The following is a 24,417-nucleotide window of genomic DNA, read 5'->3' as shown; positions in this document are numbered from 1 at the left end:
TTTATTCCTTAAATTTTTTATTTTTGCCCGAAAAGTATTGATGAGGATCTATGTCATTGAAACCATATTTCGTAAGGTTTTCCCAACTTAAATCTAATGGTGTTTCACCTTTAACTAATGCTTCTGTAGCAGTAGTTAAAGTATTTGATATTTCGTTGAAATTTGGCTCTGTATATGGAGTTTGAGAATCAAGAGATTTGTGATGCATACATCTTCTGATTATTAATGGGTTTACGTTGGCTCTTCGTAAACGCCTACCATAGCTATGTCTATGACCATGTGGGTCATAACCTTCATGCTTTGAGGGAAGTAAATTAATTCTCTTTAATGCATTTTTATAATTTTGATGAAATGCATTTAATGTGTAAGGAGAGCCGAAATATTTTTGATGAAATGAAATAAAGGCATAGGGATGATTGCATAATATCGAAGCTCGATATTTTTGATAAACTTTCCAGAGACTAAGAAAAATTTCGCCATAGTATGATGGGAACCAATTAACAATTATATAACCATCTCTGTGGTCTATAGTCCCACCTTTCCAGCCTAAATGTTCAGTATTGAACATAGAAACACGAGGTATTCTACCATATTTTTCTTTTAGGTATAATTTTCTAGTATTTCCACCTCTGTTTGATTTCCAGCCATACGGTGCAATACCTTGTTCTTCATTATATATCTTAACAAGCGCAGAGTTATTATTTAGGGGGGCTAATTCAACATCTGAAACCCACAAAGCCATAGCTTCACTTTCTCTTAACCCTCCTCCATGCATAAGTAGTAAAATTAGTTTGTCTCTTATTGAAATTCTTAAATCACGTTGAATTGAAAAACCATCGACGAAAAAAACTTTAAATTTATCTTCAGGAAAAGCCACTGCATCACCTTCGACTAATAAATGTGGTTTCGTTGAGGTGTAATTTACTTCTCTGAAGCTTAACTGTTTGTTTCTGAATTTTTTTATATGCCCAAGAAAGTCATTTATATTTTTTCTATACCATGCTGAATATAGTAATACACTGTGAAAATCATTAGGGATAAGCTTCTGAATTTTTGCGCAATTTGGCTCTAACCAATTTAGAAATGATACCAAATAACGAGTAATGTTTTTAGTATTAAAAAAAGACTTTGGTTCCCAATAAAGGCCTGAAGGATCGAATCCCTGTTCATCTAAAGTACCGGATCTCAACCTTAAAATGAATGAAGTAAGCAATAATTCTGGGTCACTAAATATATTTTTATTAGCTTCCATGTAATCAAGAAATAGTTTTAAAGCTCTTGCATAAGATAAAAGAGTGGAGCGACTTTTCCCTTGTGCGGTTAATATTAGGAAATAGTCTGTAATTAATGGTATGTCACCTTTAACGGTAAGAATTACAGGAACATGTACCCACGAGCCTGTGTTATCTGTAATGATTTTTGCAATGACGGTAACTGTTGACATCTTAAGTTTTAATTATTCTTGATATCAACAAGTTAATCTATTTTGTAGTAAATATAAAGGTAATGTTTATTAACTGAAAAGAAAAGTACACATAAATATCACTATATACAATAGACAGTATCGGACTTTATGGTTAATCTATAAGTCTATTATTTTATTGAATATTTTATTACTATGCTAGTTGCTTTGGTTGATACGTTAAAACAATTGAGATATCAAATTGCTCATCTTGAAGATAATACTTTAAATTCAGAATATCCAGAACTGGCTACCTTTATACAGCAAGTTGGCTTGACTGTAACTGAATCAAAACAAGATCTTACCTTCTTATACCAGTTTTTATATGTTTATGGTCGCAAATCGGAAGCAACCTATAGTCGGTTTAGAAGTGAGCTTGAACGTTTTTATTTATGGGCATGGTTAGTGGCTGAAAAATCAGTATTTGATTTAAAGCGCGAAGATATTGAAGGTTATGTAGATTTTGTTGTTGAACCAGATAAAGCTTGGGCTACAACATCAGTACAATGGCGTTATAAAGACGAGCAAGGTATTCGTCGTTTAAATACAAATTGGCGCCCTTTCATCCAAAAAGAATCAATTGCTAGCCAACAAACATTATCGGCAATGTTTACTGCACTTAACGTATTTTATAAATTTGCTATTTTAGAAGAAAAAACCTTTGCCAATTTTGTGCCTGTAGTAAAAAAGAATAGTCCCTATTTAGTGGTTCAATCGCAAATACAGATCCCCGATACGCTAAGCGATATACAATGGGAATATGTGTTTGGGGTAACGCGCGACTTATGTGAGCAACAACCTGATCTAGAAAGAAATTTATTCACTCTGGCATGTTTAAAAGGATTATATTTACGAATATCCGAATTGTCAGAGCGGCCACAATGGTCGCCCGTTATGTCGCATTTTTGGCAAGACAACGATGGCTTTTGGTTTTTACGTATTATGGGTAAAGGTAATAAATTACGAGATGTAACTCTAAGCGATGATTTTGTTGAATATTTAAAACGCTACCGACTTTATCGTGGTTTACCTGCCCTACCACGCGTTGATGAATCTGAACCTTTGGTGCATAAAATTCGTGGCCAAGGTGGCATGACAGTTAGGCAAATACGACGTTTGGTACAACAAAGTTTTGATTTAGCTCAGCAATCTTTACTTGATGATGGTTTTAAAGATGACTCTGAACAACTTGAAGCTGCAACCGCACATTGGCTTAGACATACAGGTGCAACACACGATGCACAAACACGACCACTCAAACATTTATCTGAAGATTTAGGACACGCAAAAATAGCAACTACAGATCAAATTTATATTCAAACAAATATAAAAGAACGTGCAAAATCTGGTTTAAAAAGGAAAATATAATGGAATATTTAGTCATTACTTTTATTGGCAGTTTGTTTTTGATTTATTCATTAACAATCCGGCAATTAGAAAGAACCGAAATCACTGGCCCAATGTTTTTTGTGATTGGAGGAATAGCACTGGCTTGGTTTATACCTGAGGAAGTTGAACAATTAAAAAATGGTGGAGCTTATATATTACCTTTAATTGAATTAACTTTAAGTTTGTTTTTATTTACCGACGCTACAAAAACAAAACTAAGCGTTTTAAAACACAGTTATCAGTATCCAAGTTTATTATTATTTGTTGCCCTACCCCTTACCTTGTTGTTAGGTATTGGCACTGCATTATTTTTATTTGCAGAGTTAACACTTATTCAAGCTGCATTATTAGCAATTATTTTAACACCAACCGATGCAGCACTCAGTAAAGGACTATTAGAAAGTACACAAGTGCCCGAAAATATCCGTGAAGGAATAAATACTGAAAGTGGTTTAAATGATGGTTTATGTGTACCTGTATTTTTAATTTTTTTGTTATTAGCTAATAACCCAGAGCTTGGGATCACCGCTTCACAAACTATGATTATTTTTACTCGGGAACTTGGTATAGCGCTATTGATTGCGATTGCGAGTGTTGCGATATTTATTCCAACTTTAAACTTTGCTATGCAACGCCATTATTTTGCACAAAAAACCAGTCCTTTTTTGCTGGTAGGTTTTGCAATGGCGATATTTTCTATTACACAGTATTTTCATAGTAGTGGTTTTATTGCAGTGTTTGTAGCAGGTTTATTATTTGACCGATATTCTCCAGAGTCGATACGTTGTGAAATTGTTGAAGACTCAGAGCACATAGCCGATTTTGCAGCATTATTAATTTGGTGTTTATTTGGTTTTGTAAGTGCCTATTTGGTTTTACCAAAACTCAGTTTTGAAATAATAATTTATGCTTTACTTAGTGCAACTTTGATCAGAATAATTCCGGTTATGTTGTCACTGCAATTTACTGCACTGAATATAAAAGAGCGATTTACTTTTGCTTGGTTTGGACCAAGAGGACTCGCATCGATAGTATTTACGTTAATGGTAATTGATACTCAAATAGAAAATAAATATCAGATTGCAACTATTGCTATGACCACTATTTTATTTAGTGTATTTATTCATGGTATAACTACTAAGCCAATTGCAGATAGCTTTGCTAAAAAGTAAAAATGCGTAATTTTATTTATAAAGTTACGCATTTTTTAATCAGCCTAATAAAGTTTAATTGCTAAGTAGGTGTGCAAGTAACTCAATTGGATGTTTAGGTTTAAATTTTTCATATCGTTTAACTTGGCTACGACAAGAAAATCCTGTTGATAACAGTTGCTCGGGTTTATTTTTATCTACAATAGGTTTCCAACTCATTTCGTATAGTGCGCGCGAGTTGTTTTGGTTTTGTGCTTCATGACCATAAGTACCCGCCATGCCGCAACAACCAGTACTGGTTGTTTTTAATGTTAAGCCAATATCGCTAAAAATATTTTGCCAAACACTCGCAGCTTTTGGTAAGGCGGTAGTTTCGGTACAGTGGCTTAATAAAGTAAATTCAGTATTAGTATTTTGTTTTGCTTTTAATTGTGTAAACGATTGAGTTTGTAACCACTCGTGAGCAAGTTGCACATGGAAATCACCACGATTATTTTCTAAAATTGTATTGTACTCATCGCGGTAACACATAACTAATGAAGCATCTAAACCAACCAGTGGCGCATTAATATCGTTAAGTTTATTTAAAAACTCCGCGGCGTTTTTTGCTGTTACTTTAAACTCATGCAAAAACCCTTTTACATGTTGTGGTTTTCCATTGGGTTTAAAAGGTAATAACATTGGCTTTTTGCCGAGCTGAGTAATAAGCGTAATAAAACTCTCTACTAATTCTGCTTCATAAAAACTAGTGAATGGGTCTTGTACTATTAATACATATTCGTTTTGTTGCTCAGCACTTAATTTATTTAGTAATTCAAAATTAAAAGTATGAGCTTTGTTTACTCGACTAGTTAGTGCGGGAATACTTAATTGTGGTGTATTTACATAACCCACGGTTTTTTTAATTATGTTACTAACTAGGTCTGTACTTACTATAGGATTAATAATACGTGCAAATTTAGCCATTAATGGCGCACTAACTTCTATATTACCCACTAGGTAATCTTTGAGTGGACGTGCGTAGTAACTATGATAATAATTTAAAAAACGCGAACGAAAAGTAGGTACATCTACTTTAATTGGGCAAGCAGTAGTACATGCTTTACAGGCTAAGCACTCGTCCATCGAAGCTTTAACTTCGTGAGAAAAGTCGTAAATGCCTTTGTTATTTTCACGGCTGTGAACAAAACGTTCCCACCAGGTAATTACTTCGCCTTTATTAAGTTGCTTTTCGACCTCAAGTAAATCTATATTTTTTGCTTCTTGCAGGCGCAACCATTCGCGCATTAAACTTGCGCGGCCTTTAGGTGAATGTCGGCGATCGCCGGTTACTTTATACGACGGACACATTGGTGAGTTTTCATCGTAGTTAAAGCATATTCCGTTACCGTTACAAGTCATGGCATTATTAAAACTTGTTTTTACATCAATAGATATTTGTTTATCGAACCATGAACGTTTTTGTCCATCAACACTTACTAGTGAATCTTCACTATCGATAGGTGTGCATATTTTACCTGGGTTTATTCGGTTGTTTGGATCAAATGCAGTTTTTATTTTACGTAACTGAGTAAATAAATGGTCGCCAAAAAACGCTGGGCCATATTCGCTACGATACCCTTTACCGTGTTCGCCCCACATTAAACCACCGTATTTAGCGGTGAGTTTTACCACTTCATCTGAAATAACACGCAACAGTTTTTCTTGTTCTGGGTCACACATATCGAGCGCGGGTCTAACATGTAAAACTCCAGCGTCAACATGGCCAAACATTCCATATTGTAAATTATGGCTGTCGAGTAATGCTCTAAACTCTACTATATAATCAGCTAAGTTTTCTGGTGGTACCGCAGTGTCTTCTGCAAAGGCGAGTGGTTTTTGGCTGCCTTTTACATTACCTAAAAGCCCAACTGACTTTTTACGCATGGCATAAATTTTTAAAATATCACTTTTATTACTGGTTAGCTGATAACCAATAACACCATTAGTTTGCTGTGCCACGCACTGATCTAATAGTTTGCACAAAGTGTCTACTTTGTCTTTTATATCCTCTGGCGATACTGCATTAAACTCAACCATGTTGAGCCCTTGCATATCTTTATTAGGAATGTTGGTTATTAAGTCCGATACTGAATGCCAAATAATATCTTGGCGGGCTAAGTTTAAAACTTTGCTATCGACAGTTTCAACTGAGGTTGCTCTCGCAGCTACCAAAAATGGTGAATGACGTAGTGCCGAATCAAAACTATCATACTTAATATTAATTAAAGTTTTAAATTCAGCAATGGGGGTTAGCTTTAATTTAGCCTCGGTAACTATACCTAATGATCCTTCAGAGCCGGTAATTAAGCGGCTCATATCAAAAGTTTGTAAGTCATCACTTAGCACATGCTCTAGGTCGTATCCGGTTAAAAAGCGGTTTAATCTAGGGAATTTAGCTAATACAGCTTCGCGCTCATTTAGTGCGATAGCTAAAACGGTTTTGTATAAATGACCAACTAATGTGTCTTGCTCTGCGATTACCTTTGCTTTTTCTGTATCAATAGCTGCAGTACACATAGGTGTACCATCGACCAAATAAGTTGTTAGCCCTAAAACATGGTCACTCGTTTTACCGTAAACTAGCGAGCCTTGGCCCGATGCATCAGTGCTGATCATACCGCCAATGGTTGCTCTATTACTGGTAGATAAGTCGGGTGAAAAGAAAAACCCATAAGGTTTTAAAAAGTCATTAAGCTGATCTTTTATTACCCCAGTTTGTACACGCACCCAGCCTTCTTGTGTGTTTATTTCGAGTATTTCACGCATGTATCGTGATAAATCGACAATAATACCAGGGGTTAATGATTGCCCGTTAGTCCCAGTGCCGCCGCCGCGCGGACCAAATGTTAACGATAAAAAGGGGTCGCGAGATGCTGTTTGCAACGCAAGTTGAATATCTTTTTCGGTTTTAGGAAAGATAACACCTTGCGGTAGCTCTTGGTAAATACTGTTATCGGTTGAAGCTGTTATGCGGGTTGCATAACTTGCATCAGTGTCTCCAGTAAACCCTTGATTTTTAATGGTACTTAAGTAATTTGCGACAACTTCTGTCGCGGCATCTTGCTGTGTAATAGTTGCTATCATGACGGCGATATTTTAAGGCATTTGATTAATTATATCATGCTGCGGGGTAATAGAAATTGAAGATTTTACAGTTTGTAACACTCTTTTAATCGATTTTATTCGCACTGCAATTATACTCAAGTTAACAGTTACTAGGGGGCTTTAACTATGAAAAAAATACTATTACTTTTAGCCGGTGTATTGTGCATGTTACTGGGTTTATTTTTTGCGATTGTACCTGGACCATCGTTAATATTTTTTATGGCAGGGTTATTGTGTTTTTCTTTTGACTACCCAAAAGCAAGGCATTATTTGGGGCTTTGTCAAAAAGCGTTAACTAAATCGTGAGATATTTAGATAAAAAATTAGCTCGTTAAAACTTTGTTTTAAATTACACAAACAAAAATGCCAGCAAAAGCTGGCATTTTTATTAAACAAAGTAATTATTTAGCTAGTTTTTCAGCTAAGTATAACCATGTTTCTAGTACTGTATCTGGATTTAATGAAACAGAGTCGATACCCTGCTCTACTAACCATGCTGCAAAGTCTTCATGATCAGAAGGACCTTGACCACAAATACCTACATACTTGCCTTTTTCTTTAGCTGTTTTAATTGCCATAGAAAGTAGCTTTTTGATTGCAGGGTCGCGTTCATCAAATAGATGTGCGATTAAACCAGAGTCACGATCTAAACCAAGCGTTAGCTGAGTTAAGTCGTTTGAACCGATAGAAAAACCATCAAAATGCTCTAAAAACTCTTCAGCTAATAGTGCGTTTGAAGGCAGTTCACACATCATAATTACTTTCAGACCATTATCGCCACGTTTAAGGCCATGCTCTTCAAGTAGTTCAATAACACGTTTACCTTCTTCAACGGTACGTACGAATGGGATCATGATTTCGATATTGGTCATGTCCATGCCGTTTCTTACGCGTTTAATTGCTTCACACTCTAGAGCAAAACAGTCGCGGAAAGCTTCTGACACATAACGAGCGGCGCCACGAAAACCTATCATAGGGTTTTCTTCTTCCGGTTCGTATTGTTGGCCGCCAACTAAGTTTGCGTACTCGTTTGATTTAAAATCAGACATGCGAACAATTACACGCTCTGGTGCAAATGCACACGCCAGAGTAGAAATACCTTCAACCAATTTAGAGATATAAAACTCTACTGGAGATTCATAACCGGCCATCATGTCGGTTATCTCTGCTTTTAATGCATCAGTTTGTGCATCAAAATTAAGTAGTGCTTTAGGGTGAACGCCAATCATACGGTTGATAATAAATTCAACACGGGCTAGGCCAACACCTGAATGTGGTAAACGAGCAAAATCGAATGCACGATCTGGATTACCTACGTTCATCATTACTTTAATTGGTAGCTCAGGCATTTCGTCAACACGTGAAGTAAGTACTTCAAAGTCTAAAATACCTTCGTAGATGAAACCTGTATCGCCTTCGGCACATGATACGGTAACTTCTTGACCAGCTGTAATTAAATCAGTTGCGTTACCACAACCAACAACGGCTGGAATACCAAGTTCACGTGCAATAATTGCAGCATGACAAGTACGGCCACCACGATTTGTAACAATCGCTGCTGCACGTTTCATGATTGGTTCCCAATCTGGGTCGGTCATGTCGGTAACTAAAATGTCGCCTACTTGAACCTGATCCATCTCTTTGATTGAGTTAAGAACACGAACAACACCGCTACCAATTTTATGACCAATTGCACGGCCTTCAACAACAACCTTGCTGGTGCCATTTAATTGAAAACGTTCCATTACGTTGGCATCTTCGTTTGAGCGAACCGTTTCTGGACGAGCTTGAACTATATATAGTTTGCCGTCGTTACCGTCTTTTGCCCATTCGATGTCCATTGGACGACCGTAATGTTTTTCGATGATTACAGCTTGCTTGGCAAGTTCTTGCACTTCTTCATCTGTAATCGAAAATTTATTTGAAAGCTCAGGGGCAACATCAACGATGTCTACTTGCTTCCCATGTGCTTTGTCTTCTGAGTAAATCATTTGAATGGCTTTAGAGCCAATGTTACGACGTACTACTGAAGGTTTGTTTTTAAGTAATGTTGGTTTATGAACATAAAATTCATCAGGGTTTACTGCGCCCTGTACAACCATTTCTCCTAGCCCGTAGCTTGATGTGATAAATACAACATCTTCAAAACCAGACTCGGTATCAATACTAAACATAACGCCAGATGCTGACTTATCTGAACGAACCATACGTTGTATACCAGCAGACAGTGCAACACCACGGTGATCGTACCCTTGATGAACACGGTAAGAGATAGCGCGGTCGTTAAATAATGAAGCAAATACGTGTTTAATAGCGACCATTACTGAGTCGATACCAACAACGTTTAGGAAAGTTTCTTGCTGGCCTGCGAATGATGCGTCTGGCATGTCTTCAGCAGTAGCTGATGAACGTACTGCAAATGAAACATCGGCTGCTGTGTCGCCGTGGAGTTGGCTGTATGCTTCGCGAATGGCTTTATCTAGATTAGGTTGGAATGGTGTATCGATTATCCATTGGCGGATATCGGCACCGACTTTAGCGAGTGTATTCACATCTTCAACATCAAGTGTATCTAGAATATCGTGAATTTTTGCGGTGAGTCCTGATTGATCTAAAAACTCATTAAAAGCATCAGCGGTAGTTGCAAAACCACCCGGCACTTGTACACCTGCGTTTGCTAGGTTTGAAATCATTTCGCCAAGTGAAGCGTTTTTACCGCCAACACGAGGAACATCTTGCATACCAAGCTCTTGATACCAGAGAACGTATTCTTGCACGGATCTTTCTCCAAAAAAACAAATTGTAGTACTAAATACCAACTAATTAACATTTAATCATTTTAGCGAGTTAGACATTGTATTAACAAGTTAAAAATTTTCATGTAGAACAACTACCTGTTAATTTTTATGTTGCTAATAAAGCGCTTCCTATCGCTATAATTGACTATTTACTTAATACAATCGATATAACTGTGAGAGTTAAGAAAGAAAACCTTTTATAAAGGTCACACCCATTCTACACTGGCAACAGTCCTCACGTAAACCGTGAGAAACTTAATTTTAAAATTAAAAGTAATAAAAAAGAGGATTTATGAGAACTGCTTTTTATATTTCAGATGGCACAGCAATTACTTCTGAGGTTTTTGGCCATGCTACTTTGTCACTGTTCCCTGTTGAATTTAATCATAAAACCATTCCCTTTGTAGAAACAGAAGAGAAAGCGCATCAAATTAAAGAGTTAATTAATGCAACGGCTAAAAGAGACGGTGAAAAGCCTTTAATATTTTTTACCTTTGTAAATTACAACTTAACTGAAATTATTAGCTCTGCTAATGCAGTGTGTTATGACTTTTTGACAACCTATAGCGAAAAAATAGAAAAAGAACTAAATGTGGCGCCAGTACCAAAAATTCATCGAACTCACTCTATTCATGAAAAAAGCTATGATTTTAGAATTGATGCGGTTAACTACGCGCTGATGAATGATGATGGCGGTAATATTAAAAACTATGGAGAGGCCGATATTATTTTAATCGGTGTGAGCCGCAGTGGTAAAACCCCAACGAGTTTATATTTAGCACTACAATATGGTATTAAAGCCGCTAACTACCCGATTACCGAAGACGACCTTGAAACTGAAGGCTTGCCTAAATGCTTAATACCTTTTAAACATAAACTCTTTGGCTTAACTATTGATCCTGAGCGCCTTGCTGCCATTAGAGACAGGCGTATGGCTAATTCTAAATACGCTTCTATTCGTCAATGTCGTATAGAAGTGCGCGAAGTAGAAATGCTGTATAAGCGTAATAGAATTCCATTTTTAAACTCTACTCATCACTCAGTTGAAGAAATATCGGCGAAGATTATATCTGATACTGATTTAGAGCGCCGTAAGTACTAACTTACAGTGTGGTTAGCTTAACTAGAAAGTATAAAAAAACGCCGCTTAATTAGCGGCGTTTGTATTTAGGGGATTCATTTTACTTATTTGCGTGCGTCTTTTAATAAATCGGCAACTAAAAAGCCTAGTTCTAATACTTGATCGGCATTTAAACGTGGGTCGCACTGGGTTTTATAGCGCTGTGCTAAATCGTCGTCAGACAGTCCGTACGCACCGCCAGTACACTCAGTAACGTGTTGACCTGTCATTTCTAAATGCACGCCGCCTGCATAGCTGCCCTCGGCTTTATGCACTGCAAAAAACTGGCTGATCTCACGCATGATGTTATCAAAGCTACGTGTTTTGTATCCTGAACTCGCCTTTTCGGTGTTACCGTGCATTGGATCAGAACTCCAAATTACTTTACGGCCTTCTTGTTGTACTTTGCGTACCAGTGCCGGTAGTTTTTCAGGGAGTATATCTGCGCCCATACGGGTAATTAATGTTAATCGACCTGGAATGTTATCTGGGTTTAATGCATCAATTAAGCGTATTAAATCATCTGGGTCCATGCCTGGGCCAACTTTAACCCCGATTGGATTTTTAATTCCTTTAAAAAATTCAATATGCGCGTGGTCTAGCTGACGCGTACGCTCGCCAATCCACACAAAGTGCGCAGAACAATCGTACCAATCGCCAGATAAATGGTCACGGCGAGTTAGTGCTTCTTCGTAGCCTAGTAATAGCGCCTCGTGAGAGGTGTATAAATCGGTTTCTTTTAAGCTTGGTGCAATAGTAGAATTAATACCACACACTTCCATAAACTCAAGCGCATCTTGAATTTTATCAGCTAGCTGTTGATACTTTTCTTTTTGTGGATTGGCCGCAACAAAGCCCATATTCCAACGGTTTACTTGGTGTAAGTCAGCAAGGCCACCTTGTGCAAATGCACGCAGTAAGTTTAACGTAGCGGCACTGTGATGATACGCTGTCATTAGGCGTTGTGGATCTGGAATACGCGCTTGTTCGGTAAACTCAAAATTGTTAACAATGTCGCCACGGTATGAAGGTAGTGATACGCCATCAATCGTTTCTAAATCTGCTGAACGTGGTTTTGCATACTGCCCTGCCATACGCGCTATTTTAACTACTGGGCATTTACCGCCGTAAGTTAATACCACGGCCATTTGTAAAATTGTTTTAAAAGTATCGCGAATGTTAGCGGCATTAAAGTCACTAAACGACTCAGCACAATCACCACCTTGTAATAAAAAAGCGCGCCCTTCGCATACATCTTCTAGCTGCTTAAATAAACTTCTGGTCTCTTCAGCGAATACTAAAGGCGGAGCACTCTTTAATTGCGCTTCTACTGATTTAAGTGATTCTTGATCTGGGTAGTTTGGCTGCTGCAATATTGGCAGTTCTCTCCAGCTATTTGGGTTCCACGTTTGCATATTCATTCCTCATTCCTATTTACCTGATACAACGAAATTAACGTATGCAGGGCTGTTTGTTCAAGGACTAAATTCACTATTTACTAATTATTTAGTTATGGGTTAGGTAATTAATATATTTAGCCGTATATGTTGGGCCCTTAGCGCAAATACAAAATGACAAATAGAAAACATATAACCTATTTAAAACATATAGTTAAGCTTCTATATGGTTACTTTTGAGTTGTTGACTTACATTCAATCCGAGTTAATTATTATAACAGGTCAAACTAGGAACACATCATACTTAAATTGCATCATGTGTATTCTTAGCTTTACAGTTACTTTAATAAAAGTTGAGCAATAACTATGCGCTTTTAAAAATACATGCTATGACGCATTTTATTTGCCACTGCAACACATACTAGAGATCTATAAACAGTAGGTTTATTAGGCTAAGGTTAAAGTACAAAGACTTCTTTTGGTTCTGTACTAAGTTTTTATAAAAATGTGGATAGTGGTAGTTACTACTTAGGTTAAAACTTATTGTAATATGTATAATCTTTACGCTTTGCAGATCTTATGCGGCAGTATAAATAGACATGACAACGTATTGCATTTCCCCCCATACATAATACAAGTCGTAAAGCTTATATCAGCAATGTATTAAATTGCTCTTTGTATGAATGTTGAGAGCGGCGCTAATTAACACCACTTGCTTCTTAATTAGTTAAGCTACTGGCAACTCAAACCCTAATAAATGTATATTTAGTTCTCACGAGCTAAACGCTTTAAGTATCTTAAAGTATGAGCAGGTTAATTATATTAATCTTATTTTAAAGCCTTGCTACAAATTATAGCTAAAGTTAAATTGCACTCAGAAACTTGTAGGCCATTTATTGCTATTACTTACAACGGTATACAAATGTGAGTATTTGGTAACTAATAATACCTAACTTACTCAAATGCATAAACACAAGTTATTAAGTTTAACCAACCAGAAGAACACATCATACTTAATTCAAATATAGATTCAAACTTAGCTCTGAGTAAAAATAAATGATTAATTAAACAAAGATAAGGTTATGTGCGATAATTAGTTTAGTAAGATGTGTTCTTTGGAGGTTGCATGGTAACTAAAGTACAAATAAGAAGTCAGTTTGATTTAATGAGCGAACTAACATTAAGGCTAATAGAAGAGCTTAATCTATGTGAATATACAAAAGCCGAATATTATCAACTTCCTGATATAAGCACTGTTGATGAAGATAAAGTGGCCGAATCGATTAAAGTTACTAAAATATCAGGCGAACTAGCACATAAAGCTATATTAAATTCCTTTACTGACATTTATAAAAAACAAGGGCTAAGTAGCCGAGTTTTAAAGCGTCATCCTGGCCTATTAGTTATAAAAAATGCTGACAAACAAGCACTAATTAATCGAATTGCTCAAGTAAATAAGGCAAAAGCAGCGTTTAAAGAGTGCATTTTAGCTATTGATAACAACGATGCTCGTTTTGAAGCGGTGCATAATGCAGTACCCAACTTAATTACTTTGGCTGCTTATCGAAAAATTCATAGTGAACATGAATCGCCTTTTTCAGTACGATTTACCTGGATGCACAAACATGCAACTAAAACACTGACCAAAAAAATGGCCCTCGAAATGTTACAAAAGTCAGCTAGTTATAGAAACCCCAGAATGATCGACCAGCAAAAATGGCAGGCGCTAGTAGCACAAGAGCAATTACGGGTAGCAAGTTTAGGTGAAAAAGAAAAACTTAGAATTAGGCGCCCTACTCGAGTTAGCCCTCAGGTAAATGTGCGTTATACCGCGCAAAACCGTTATCACGTCAGTGCGGCGCTACCTTTTATTTTAATAAACCCAGAACCAGACGTAAAGCTTGGGATATTACCAAATTACGAAAAACCATTAAGTCATCCACGAAAACGTGACCATGATTTTTTAGTAGATCGACTTTATTTAGAACAAGTAGAAAAGTGATTATGTTAAAAAGGTCACGCTAGGTGACCTTTGTTATTATTTGGACTCTGTAATAAAAATTACTTATCTACTATTTCAACAAGTTTGTCTTCATCAATAAGCACAGCATTTTCTACAATACGCTTACCGCCTTGTATTTCAATACGTTTATTGTGTTTATTCAGAGTAAGTATCTCATCACAAAATTGGTCTGATGGATGCATTTCGTAAGTGTAGTCAATAATATTACCGGTTTTATCGTCTTTAACATTGGTAATACTGTACTCAGAGATAGCTCCTTTCTCGATCAAATCTTTCATTGTTGTGGTCATATCACGACGCAGCGCTTTTAATTTATTTTCGGTAATATTATCCGTTGAATAAATTGAGCCGTACTTTTCCATAATAGACAGTAATCTAAAATGGTATGTTTTACCCGGCGCTGCATAACGCCAAAGATGATACAAGCGCAGCATCATCCAACGCGACAATCCGCGTTTTAATTCTTGGGCGCTGTTAAAGTAATATCCTTTGTATTCAAGGTTATCAATCATGTTATGCACAAATGCATTTAAACACGCAACACATTTAACATTACCGCCTTGCCCTTTTTTTCCACTAAAATGCAGTGACGATAAAAAGTTCATGTTCGATTCGTAAAATGAATCATCAATATTTGTATTTTTTGTATCTGTTGCTGAATATTTAAACGAAAGTTTCGAGCCTTGTAATGCTTCAAGTGATTCTTTAATTTGTGGATATGGCATAGATTGGCCAACGGTTTTCAGCTCTTGTGCTAATTCGTTCATTGAAAAAACAACAGCATATTGAATACCGGACTTAAAATTTATTTTTACTATTTTACCTTTAGAAGCTAAACGGATCAGCGCACGTTCTACTTTTTCTTCTCGATCTGATGGCCAAACCAAATATTCTACGTCTTCACCATCTTTGCGTGTGCTAACAACCGCCGGCGTTATTTTTAATTCACCATCGTACAAAATACCATCTATTTTTTCAGATATTTTGCGTGTAATTATTGTTTTTTTAGGTGCTTCTTCTAATGGTAATTTTTTATGCCCTGAACGGACAAAGCGTCCCCATAAATCATAATGGTTAAAAGTATTCGAATAAGCACGTAATCCATGAGCTGCATTTTCTATCGAAATCCGCACATCTTTATTATCTGTAAACAGTGCTAAGCTTTCATTATCAATTGCACTTTCCACCCCGTGAATTTGGCCCCTTAGTGTATCGGGCAAGTTATCTACCGAGATGTTGACCTTTCGGCTCATTGTTGTTATTTCCATTTTTATTGCGACAGCTAATAACAACACATAAAGACAAAAAAGTTAAATGTTTAAGTTAGTATAAAAGTGATCTGAGCTAAAATAAAACCTTCGGATCACTATTATACTAAGCGGATGCTAATTAACTCAATTTCAGATCATTATTTTACTAACTAGGCAGTTACAAATCTCATTTTTACTAACTCAGTGAGATTTTTGTCCATTACAAAGCTAAATTTTTAATATTTAACACGACAAATCAACTAAAAAACTAAAAGCCCTGTGGATAAGCACATATTGAGTTAGCATAGATCTGATCTGTACCTACTACAGATCAGATCTATACTAATTAAAAGCCTTCTTTTACTACAGAGTCGGTGTATAACTTTATAATTTACTTAGTATAAAACTGATCTATCAGACCTTTTTTGTGCACAACTTAATGATTAACCTGTGCGTAACTATTGTTTTAATTTTCAGCTTAGTAAAAAGCTGATCTGCTAGTAGATAAAGATCTGATCTTAACCAAGTATAAAGCTGATCTGCTTATTTTATTATTATTCATATAAATCATGTGTTTATGACCTTTATTTAAGCCTCTATCCTTTAATACCTTATATACTTAACCATACTTAACCTCTCTATTTATACTAAGAGATATTAAGCATGTAAAAATATTATTAGATGTCTTGTTTATAAAACACATGTCACTATAAATAGTTGTTTACAGCAAATTGAATGGACATTATACTAACAGCCTAACTTTGAGGAATTAAGTATGTCTATCAATAATAATGCGCTAAGTACCTACCGGCTTTTGAAAGCAACAGCTGAAGTTGCCGAAAAGTCACTAGAAGGACGTATACAACATTATCGCGCTCATCTTAAATCTGAAGAAAAAGAATTAAGAACTTATACGCAAAAAGCAGCTGCCGATCTGCTTGGTTGTAACAATCGTACCTTAAAAAGACGCCACGACAATGGTGATTTTGATAATTTAAATATCAAACGTGGTGCAAATGGTCATTACGCTTACACTTTGGTAAATATTTTTGCTATGGCCGATATTATGGATATTCAGCCAGATCACCGTACTGGTGATGACAAACTGCAAGTTATTGTAATTAACTCCCTAAAAGGCGGTTGTGGTAAAACAACTAGTATGGTTAATATTGCAGCAGCATTGGCAACTACAAATATTAAACGCTATCGTATTGGTATTATTGATTTAGATCCTCAAGGTTCATCATCTAGCTTTTTTCCATCGGCAGAGCCCGATCCAATTACCGTTGGCGATTTAATGCGTGATTGTATTGATTTAGACGAAGGGGAAACCTGGCCTGAATTTGTATCAAACTCATTTTTACCTACGCATATTCCAAATATTCGTGTTTTACCATCTGGTATGGATGATTTTTATTTTGAACATGAAACAGCTACTTTACTCAAAGACACCTCAAATTATGAACAAACCCGTCATTATCATAAGTTACTTGAAAAAGTAATTGACCCAGTAAAAGACGAGTTTGATGTGTTATTAATCGACACAGCTCCAACACTTAACTTTATGTTTTATAATGCGTTAATGGCATCTACAGCAATGCTAATACCAGTTCATCCAGAAGCAGTGGACTTTGATGCAAATAATAAATATTTAAAACGTTTAGGTGAGATTTATCATACAGTTGCAGCCCTAGGCCATGAAGGATGGGACTTTATGCAGTTTTTAGTAACTAACTATGTAAAAGGTAACCACTCGCAACGCGATATCGTTAAAGATGTTCGTAGTGCCTTTGGTCGCCAAGTAATGAGTTACCCAATTAATCATAGCTCAGCAATTACAGCGAGTTCGTCTTCGTTTAACACTATTTTTGATCAAAAAGCATCAGATAGTTTAGCGAGTCGCGAATCGTTAATGCGTGCCCAAGAAAATATAAAAGATGTAGTTGATGAGCTCGAAATGCTGATCCGCTCTAATTGGCAATCTACACAATCAAAACTAAATACCCCTAAGTAAGGATGTTAAACAAAAATGGCTAAAAAACGTAAAAATGACACCCGCTTAGACCCTTTTGCAACAGCGGTTGGTAGTAGTAGTCTTGATGCTTTATTAGAGCAAGCAAATGCAGGCGATGTAATTCGTATGCCAGCGCCAAGTGATCCTAGCAGAGAAATTACCCTAGTTTGTAAAGTAATTTCCCATAGTGACATTGAGTCAACAACCCAGGTATATGGCAAAAACCGCCGTGTACAGTCGCTGTTAAATGAAAAGTCGGTATCCGATATTCTACCGGCAATAAAAGAAGATGGCCGTAATCAACACCCGGCACTTCTTTGGGATCAAGGCGATACAAGCTTAGTACTTGCGGGATCACGCCGCCGTAAAGCCTGCATTTTGGGTAATGCTGATTATTTAGTGTTGAGCTCTAGCGACTTTACAGATCAAGATGCAAAAATTTTAGCTGTTTCGTCTGATCAATACATAGCACCAAGCTTGTGGGAACTTGGACAAGCTTATCAAAACACTAAAAATGAATTAATTGAGCAAGGTAAAAAAGGCTCTTACCGTGAAATTGCAGTTATTGAAGGCGTATCGCATACCGCGGTTGCCGATGCAATAAAAGCATTCGAGCAAATCCCTGCAGATGTTGTTGCACTTTACCCTACAGCTAATCATGTTGGCCGTGAAGTGGCTAAAAAGCTGATTAGCGCAAAGGAGCGCGACCAAGCAGCCTTTAACTTGCTAGTTGCTGACATTGCTAACCATGAAGACATAAACGCAGCAGCAAGCGATGACAAGCGTGCAATGGCCATTACTAAGTATTTAACTACCGAGCCACAAATAGCCGTTAAACGTGAAGTTGTGCTTGAGAGTAACTTTGTTTCAGTACAGCGCAGTTTAAAAAATGGTGATGTTTCAGTAAAAATAAACAATAAAGTGATGACAGACAAGCGCTTAGAACAACTTACTAAGCTATTATCTGCATTTAACTAGTTAGTAAAATAATGATCTAGAAGGGTGTTAGCTTAGTTAAATATTGATCTGCACACCCTTTAAGTTAGTAAAAAACTGATCCCATATAGCAAAATTTAAGCATAAAAGAGTTACTTACCTATTTTAGATCAGCTTTTTACTAACTAAATTACCTTTTTATCTTAGATCCTACCTGTTTTGCGCTTTGTTAGTATAAAGCTGATCTGTAAACCCCCTCCTTGTGTTAGTAAGTTGTTTTTAACTTGTGAGTTAGCTGTGTGTTTTATTTTAAATAAATAATAATTAGCGCATTATTTAGCTATAAAGCAATTTTTTACTAAGCGCTCAGCTCCAACCAGTTTATTTAGCGTTAATATTGCTTTAGCTCAGAGCATATAAGGCATATACTAAAAAAATTGTTTTTAAAATTTAATACTTTGAGTGACATGTCTGCTAACTTATCTAAAACTGATCTAATGGCTATTTTTGAAGAAATTAAAAATGAGCAGGCTACCCAGTTTCCTCTTTCTGAACGCTTCATTAAAAAATTGTTCAAGCCCGCCGTATTGGCTAAAGGTAAAGCGTATTATAAAAACGGCCAAATTAGCTGGTTAGAGCATAATAGCGATTTTTCAGTTGTGGATTCAACAGTACGTGGCGACAAAGGTATTTCGTTTAATCAACGTATTGAGATCAGTAAAGTACCTACTGGTTATTCGGTAGATACTCACTGTACCTGTAACGTTAAAACGAAATGCCGCCACTTAGCTGCTATTTTGCTCAAACTTAAAATAGAACACTCGGGTGAGTACGGCGAAGACTACTTTATTAATGATTGGTTTACTGAACTCGGAGCACTTAAAAACAGTATCGAACAACCGCCTTCACAAGTGCTTTTATTTGTATTAGATGTAGAAAACAATAAAGTGTTTTTAACGCCTAAAATAGCTAATTACGATGAAAATCAAAGTTATGCCTTAGGCCGTAACCTTACCGAGCAACAGCTAAACAGCTTTGTAACTCCTAGCGATTTATTAGAAAGTGACTTTAGATTATTTAGCTGGATACGTTCACAAAATGCAGTAGGTAATATTGAGCTTAAAGGGCAATGGGGTTTTAACGCACTGCAACAGCTTATAGCAACCGATAGGTTGTTTTTACAACGATCACGCGTATCAATTAAAGCGCAAACAGGGCAAGCGTTAAGCTTTAGTTGGCAGCAAGTAAAAGATCTTACTCAATTAAAAGTTAATTTAGAAAACAGCAAAAATTGGACACTAATTAAAACTACGCCACCTACTTATTTAGATCTTGATACTTATAAAGTAGGACGCATTCGCACCCCTTTAAGTGCAGACGAAATTGCTCATTTACAAACAATTCCAGCATTACACGACACTAATTTTGACCGTATTTATAAACAACTCGCCGATAACTTTGGCTCGGGTGTTATTCCGCATCCCACTAATGAAAAAAACAATACCTCAAAACTCTCTAGTAATGCGGTTTTAAAAGTAACAATGTCGGCGGAAGGATTAACGCTTTCGTTATTGTTTAAATATAAAAATAAAAATTATTTGGCAGGCACAGCGCCAGAAACCCTAGTAAATAGTGCTTTTGAAAACACCGTAAAAAACGAGCTAATAAACTTAGGTTTCGATTTTTGTAAAGGGGGTTTACAAAGTGAGTTTATTTTTAATAAACAATCGCCAATTCACTTACACTGGTTAGTGTATGAGGTGTTTCCTAGCTTTGTTCAACGAGGCTGGAAAGTATCGGTTAGTAAAGTAAATGCTGTTAACCCACAAAGCCAAGTAGCTTTGTATGTACACCGTACTGCGGGGCATCAAATGCAGTGCAAAATTATATTAAACGATGCTAAAGCTACATTATTATTTAATCAAACAGATGCTCATTATGAATCGTTAAATCGTCAAAGTGAGTTGTTTTATTACTACCCAATAGGTCGTGAGTTTGGCGCTATAAATAAAGCAGCGTTGCATTTGTTAAATGAGTTTAAACAACGATTTGAATTTATAAAAACCAGAGATGAATTTAATATTCCGCTTTCATACTTGCCTGAACTGGTAAGTCATACTGCTATAAATGTTGAACTACACGACGAGTCATTGTCACGTTATTTAGAAGAGCTAAATAGCAATGACCAGTCGCGCCCCACTACGCTTATACAAGGGTTAAATGACTCAGTTGTATTGCGCGAGTATCAACAGCAAGGCGTTGCGTGGTTAAACTTTTTAAAACGCCATCAGCTTGGCGGAATTTTAGCAGACGACATGGGATTAGGTAAAACTCTGCAAGTTATTGCCTATCTAACAAGTAGTTATAATAATGCGCAAGCAGGCCCTACACTCATTGTGTGCCCTACAAGCCTAGTAAGCAATTGGGAAAAAGAAATAACCAAGTTTGCTAAAAACTTAAAAGTAACCACTATTTTTGGTGCCCAGCGTAATGAGTTATTACAAAATGTAGCGCAAGCACAATGTATATTAACTACTTATCCGCTACTTAAACGCGATATTGCGTATTATTCACCACTTTATTTTGAAAATATTATACTCGACGAAGCGCAATATATTAAAAACGATACCGCGCAGGTATCGCGTTTAGTGAAGCGCCTTAATGCCGACTTTAAGCTTTGCTTAAGTGGTACGCCAATAGAGAACAACTTATTCGAGCTTAAATCATTACTTGATTTTGCTATGCCGTCATTACTTGGCTCGCAAACGCATTTTAAAACTCACTTCCAAACGCCAATTGAGCGTGAGAGCAATGCAGAGCGAGCACAGCAACTTAAAGACTTAATTATGCCGTTTATATTACGCCGTACTAAAGCGCAAGTTGCACAAGAGTTACCGCTAAAAACAGAGTTAATTAAAGAGTTTGAATTTGAGCCAAAACAAAAAGAAATGTACCACAGTATTACTCAGGCATTAGAAGAAAAACTAACTGATCTGTTTTCTGAACAAGGTATGCAAAAAAGTAAACTCGCCTTTTTAGAAGCGCTGTTAAAATTAAGGCAAATTTGTTGTCACCCTAAATTAATAGAGCCAACAACTCAGGCTGGCAGTGCAAAACTAGAATGGCTAAGTAATCGCTTACCGCTAATGCTAAGCCTAGGTAGAAAAGTAATTATATTTAGTCAGTTTACTTCTGCGCTCGATCTTATTGCTGAACGCCTAAAAGAAATAAATATAAACTTTAGTTTACTTACCGGACAAACGCGCCAGCGCGATAAAGTGATTGATGAGTTTACCAGTGGTGCAACATCGGTGTTTTTAATTAGTTTAAAAGCCGGTGGTACGGGGCTTAATTTAACGCAAGCCGACACAGTAATTCATTACGATCCTTGGTGGAACCCAGCAGTAGAAAAACAAGCGACAGATCGTGCTTATCGTATTGGCCAAACTAATCCTGTGTTTGTGTATAAACTTATTATGGCAAATTCAATTGAAGAAAAAGTATTTAAAATGCAACAAGATAAACAAGCTCTTGTAGATGCATTATTTACCGAAAAATCAATGAGTTTTACCCAGTTTGACGAGCAACAAATGCTCTCTTTAATTAAAGATTAAAAATGTTTGTAAATATTCAGATCTTTTTTGAACTTAATTAAATATGCAGCGTCTACTATTATGCTAGCGGTTAAATTGCAGTTTAACCAAGCATTATGTTGATTTCCCATTTAGTTACTTAAATAAGTAATGATTTAGCCAGCCCACTTTAGGGCTGGCTTTTTTTATGCCTTTTTTACACGGCTGCTTTACACAAAACTTAAGTTTAATTTTTTTATACTTTTTTTGAACTTAATTAAATATGCAGCGTCTACTATTTTGCTAGCGGTTGAATTGCAGTTCAACCAAGTTTCATGTTGATTCCCCTATTTAGTTACTAAGTTTAGTAATGATTGAGCCAGCTCGTTTGAGTTGGCTTTTTTTTGCAAAAAATTTACTTAGTAGCCTTCTTAAACAACATATAAATAAATTTAAATTATTGTTGAACTAAATATTCAATTTGCCGTCTACTATTATGCTTGTGATGAATTGTTGTTAACGCAAGTTTCATGCTGATTTCCCTATTTGGTTACTAGTTTTAGTAATGTTAGGCCAACCTTTTATAGGTTGGCTTTTTTTATGCCTTTAATTTATATCCCGCCCCTACTGCTATCGATAGTTATTCGTTATGATGGCATGTCTCTAAATTTAATAAGTTTATTTTATGTTTTCTCAGTTATTAACTAGCATTGATTGGCTAAGTGTAGGCGTAGGCGTTACCGCAGGTGGCGTAATTTGTAGCCTAGTATCTGCATCGCTTAGTAAAAAATTAAAACAACAACTTAGTGAGCAGCAACAGCAGTTGTCGTTATTGCAAAGTCAGTTTGAGAGCAAAACCCTGCAATACACCCAGTTAGCGGATGACCACGAACTTTTAGAGCATACCCATCAAGAGCAACGCGACCAAGCGCAGCACTTTAAAACCCGCTTTACCGAACAAGAAAAACAAAGCCAGCAATATAATCAGTTTTGGCAAAAAGCCGAAGCCGAGCTAAGTGCACTGCGCAAACAATATAGCCAACGCGATGTAGAGCTAAATAATATACGCACTACGCTTGAGCAAAAACAACAACACTTTAGCGAACAACTTGCGCAAATAGAGCAAAGCAAAGAGATGCTTAAAAAAGAGTTCGAAAACTTAGCGAATCAAATTTTAGAAGAAAAGTCTCAAACGTTTAAAGTGCTCAATCAAGAAAGCATTGAGCAACTATTAAAACCAGTGCAAGGCGAGCTAAAAGGCTTTCGCGACAAAATGGAGTCAATCCATGTTGAAGACTTAAAACAACGCGCCGCGCTTAAAACCGAGTTATTACATTTACAAGCAAAAAGCCAAGCCATAACCGAGCAAGCCGACAGGCTCAGTAACGCTCTACAAGGGCAAAAGAAAACCCAAGGCAATTGGGGCGAGTTAATGCTAGAAAACGTGCTCGACAGCGCAGGCTTACGCGCAGGCGTAGACTATAAACGCGAGGTGTCGTTTAACACCGAAGACGGCCGCTTACGCCCCGATGTAGTTGTGTATTTACCCCAAGGTCGCCATTTAGTTATTGACGCTAAAACTTCGTTAAACGCCTACACACGCTATGTTAACGCCGATAACGAGCTAGAAGCACAGCAAGCTATTAAAGAGCACGTTGAGGCTGTTAAAGCGCGTATAAACGAGCTTGCGAGTAAATCGTACGACCGTCTACCTGGGCTTAACTCGCCTGAAGTAGTGGTGATGTTTGTACCAATAGAGTCAGCCTTTGTTGAAGCGCTTAAATACCAAAGTGATATTTACCAGCAAGCAATCGAAAAAAATATTCTAGTGGCAACCCCCACTACCTTACTCACTAGTTTAAATATAGTTAAACAGCTATGGCGCTTTGAAGAGCAAACTAAATACTCAAAAGAATTGGCAGCTCGAGCCGAGCGTTTTTATAACAAGCTCAACGGCTTTTTAACCAGCATGGAAGGGGTTGGCAAACAGCTCGATCGTGCTAAAGAAAGCTACGACAAAGCGTTTTCGCAGCTTTACCGAGGTAAAGGTAACCTAATTAAACAGGCAAGCGAGTTTAAAGAGCTGGGCGTATCGGTACAAAAAGAGCTGCCAGCAGAGAGTGTTGAACGTGCAAATTTAGAATTAGATTAACTGCGT

General features: G+C 36.8%; 13 protein-coding genes and 1 pseudogene. 9 read left to right on the top strand and 5 right to left on the bottom strand.

Features of this window, described 5'->3' with window-relative positions; all coding sequences use genetic code 11:
• Position 1 precedes the first annotated feature (1 nt).
• Positions 2-1,444 carry a gamma-mobile-trio recombinase GmtY gene (gmtY, locus tag CIK86_RS16815; RefSeq protein WP_086998420.1) on the bottom strand — a complete coding sequence of 481 codons (1,443 nt, stop codon included), beginning with the start codon at positions 1,442-1,444 and terminating at the stop codon, positions 2-4.
• Between the two features lie 174 nt (positions 1,445-1,618).
• Between gmtY and CIK86_RS16810 the strand changes: the two genes are divergently transcribed.
• Positions 1,619-2,830, top strand: a complete 1,212-nt coding sequence (locus CIK86_RS16810) for a tyrosine-type recombinase/integrase (protein WP_011330177.1) — start codon at positions 1,619-1,621, stop codon at positions 2,828-2,830.
• The gene (locus tag CIK86_RS16805; RefSeq protein ID WP_086998423.1) at positions 2,830-4,023 is read left to right on the top strand and encodes a cation:proton antiporter; all 1,194 of its coding nucleotides are present in this window, start codon (positions 2,830-2,832) and stop codon (positions 4,021-4,023) included. The genes CIK86_RS16810 and CIK86_RS16805 overlap by 1 nt, the downstream gene beginning before the upstream one ends.
• Before the next feature lie 54 nt (positions 4,024-4,077).
• Here CIK86_RS16805 and CIK86_RS16800 read toward each other — a convergent pair whose 3' ends face one another.
• A complete protein-coding gene (locus tag CIK86_RS16800; protein ID WP_086998426.1) occupies positions 4,078-7,128 on the bottom strand; it encodes an FAD-binding and (Fe-S)-binding domain-containing protein in 3,051 nt (1,016 codons plus the stop codon).
• A 147-nt stretch (positions 7,129-7,275) separates the two neighbouring features.
• Here CIK86_RS16800 and CIK86_RS16795 point away from each other — a divergent pair.
• Positions 7,276-7,484, top strand: a pseudogene (locus CIK86_RS16795) (PGPGW domain-containing protein).
• A gap of 66 nt (positions 7,485-7,550) precedes the next feature.
• On the opposite strand, the gene ppsA reads toward CIK86_RS16795, so the two are convergent.
• Positions 7,551-9,926 carry a phosphoenolpyruvate synthase gene (gene ppsA / locus CIK86_RS16790; RefSeq protein WP_041454953.1) on the bottom strand — a complete coding sequence of 792 codons (2,376 nt, stop codon included), beginning with the start codon at positions 9,924-9,926 and terminating at the stop codon, positions 7,551-7,553.
• Between the two features lie 313 nt (positions 9,927-10,239).
• Between ppsA and CIK86_RS16785 the strand changes: the two genes are divergently transcribed.
• Positions 10,240-11,049 carry a pyruvate, water dikinase regulatory protein gene (locus CIK86_RS16785; protein ID WP_011330181.1) on the top strand — a complete coding sequence of 270 codons (810 nt, stop codon included), beginning with the start codon at positions 10,240-10,242 and terminating at the stop codon, positions 11,047-11,049.
• An 83-nt stretch (positions 11,050-11,132) separates the two neighbouring features.
• Here the strand turns inward: CIK86_RS16785 and CIK86_RS16780 are convergent, their stop codons facing one another.
• Positions 11,133-12,482 (bottom strand): 3-deoxy-7-phosphoheptulonate synthase class II, encoded by a 1,350-nt coding sequence (locus tag CIK86_RS16780; protein ID WP_172459254.1) that lies wholly within the window; start codon positions 12,480-12,482, stop codon positions 11,133-11,135.
• A 1,108-nt stretch (positions 12,483-13,590) separates the two neighbouring features.
• Between CIK86_RS16780 and CIK86_RS16775 the strand changes: the two genes are divergently transcribed.
• Positions 13,591-14,466 carry a DNA replication terminus site-binding protein gene (locus tag CIK86_RS16775; RefSeq protein WP_086998430.1) on the top strand — a complete coding sequence of 292 codons (876 nt, stop codon included), beginning with the start codon at positions 13,591-13,593 and terminating at the stop codon, positions 14,464-14,466.
• 59 nt (positions 14,467-14,525) lie between these two features.
• Here the strand turns inward: CIK86_RS16775 and CIK86_RS16770 are convergent, their stop codons facing one another.
• Positions 14,526-15,740: a hypothetical protein gene (locus tag CIK86_RS16770; protein ID WP_011330184.1), complete on the bottom strand. Its 1,215-nt coding sequence runs from the start codon at positions 15,738-15,740 to the stop codon at positions 14,526-14,528.
• A 772-nt stretch (positions 15,741-16,512) separates the two neighbouring features.
• On the opposite strand from CIK86_RS16770, the gene CIK86_RS16765 reads away from it, so the two are divergent.
• The 4 genes from CIK86_RS16765 (at position 16,513) to rmuC (ending at position 24,411) form a co-directional block, all read left to right on the top strand.
• Positions 16,513-17,751: an AAA family ATPase gene (locus CIK86_RS16765; RefSeq protein ID WP_011329644.1), complete on the top strand. Its 1,239-nt coding sequence runs from the start codon at positions 16,513-16,515 to the stop codon at positions 17,749-17,751.
• 15 nt (positions 17,752-17,766) lie between these two features.
• Positions 17,767-18,729: a transcriptional regulator gene (locus CIK86_RS16760; RefSeq protein WP_086998432.1), complete on the top strand. Its 963-nt coding sequence runs from the start codon at positions 17,767-17,769 to the stop codon at positions 18,727-18,729.
• A gap of 425 nt (positions 18,730-19,154) precedes the next feature.
• Positions 19,155-22,301, top strand: a complete 3,147-nt coding sequence (locus tag CIK86_RS16755; RefSeq protein ID WP_086998460.1) for a DEAD/DEAH box helicase — start codon at positions 19,155-19,157, stop codon at positions 22,299-22,301.
• A gap of 643 nt (positions 22,302-22,944) precedes the next feature.
• The gene (gene rmuC / locus CIK86_RS16750) at positions 22,945-24,411 is read left to right on the top strand and encodes a DNA recombination protein RmuC (protein WP_086998435.1); all 1,467 of its coding nucleotides are present in this window, start codon (positions 22,945-22,947) and stop codon (positions 24,409-24,411) included.
• Positions 24,412-24,417 lie beyond the last annotated feature (6 nt).

Source organism: Pseudoalteromonas sp. JB197 (genome assembly GCF_002332205.1).
GTDB lineage: Bacteria > Pseudomonadota > Gammaproteobacteria > Enterobacterales > Alteromonadaceae > Pseudoalteromonas > Pseudoalteromonas nigrifaciens.
The sequence above is the reverse complement of the archived record's forward strand: the minus strand, read 5'-3'. Positions and strand labels throughout refer to the sequence as shown.

What these genes read in the sequence shown, in the direction of transcription:
- gmtY (WP_086998420.1), bottom strand. Translation starts at nt 1,444, where the DNA reads ATGTCAACAGTTACCGTCATTGCAAAAATCATTACAGATAACACAGGC.
- CIK86_RS16810 (WP_011330177.1), top strand. Translation starts at nt 1,619, where the DNA reads ATGCTAGTTGCTTTGGTTGATACGTTAAAACAATTGAGATATCAAATT.
- CIK86_RS16805 (WP_086998423.1), top strand. Translation starts at nt 2,830, where the DNA reads ATGGAATATTTAGTCATTACTTTTATTGGCAGTTTGTTTTTGATTTAT.
- CIK86_RS16800 (WP_086998426.1), bottom strand. Translation starts at nt 7,128, where the DNA reads ATGATAGCAACTATTACACAGCAAGATGCCGCGACAGAAGTTGTCGCA.
- CIK86_RS16785 (WP_011330181.1), top strand. Translation starts at nt 10,240, where the DNA reads ATGAGAACTGCTTTTTATATTTCAGATGGCACAGCAATTACTTCTGAG.
- CIK86_RS16780 (WP_172459254.1), bottom strand. Translation starts at nt 12,482, where the DNA reads ATGCAAACGTGGAACCCAAATAGCTGGAGAGAACTGCCAATATTGCAG.
- CIK86_RS16775 (WP_086998430.1), top strand. Translation starts at nt 13,591, where the DNA reads ATGGTAACTAAAGTACAAATAAGAAGTCAGTTTGATTTAATGAGCGAA.
- CIK86_RS16770 (WP_011330184.1), bottom strand. Translation starts at nt 15,740, where the DNA reads ATGAGCCGAAAGGTCAACATCTCGGTAGATAACTTGCCCGATACACTA.
- CIK86_RS16765 (WP_011329644.1), top strand. Translation starts at nt 16,513, where the DNA reads ATGTCTATCAATAATAATGCGCTAAGTACCTACCGGCTTTTGAAAGCA.
- CIK86_RS16760 (WP_086998432.1), top strand. Translation starts at nt 17,767, where the DNA reads ATGGCTAAAAAACGTAAAAATGACACCCGCTTAGACCCTTTTGCAACA.
- CIK86_RS16755 (WP_086998460.1), top strand. Translation starts at nt 19,155, where the DNA reads ATGTCTGCTAACTTATCTAAAACTGATCTAATGGCTATTTTTGAAGAA.
- rmuC (WP_086998435.1), top strand. Translation starts at nt 22,945, where the DNA reads ATGTTTTCTCAGTTATTAACTAGCATTGATTGGCTAAGTGTAGGCGTA.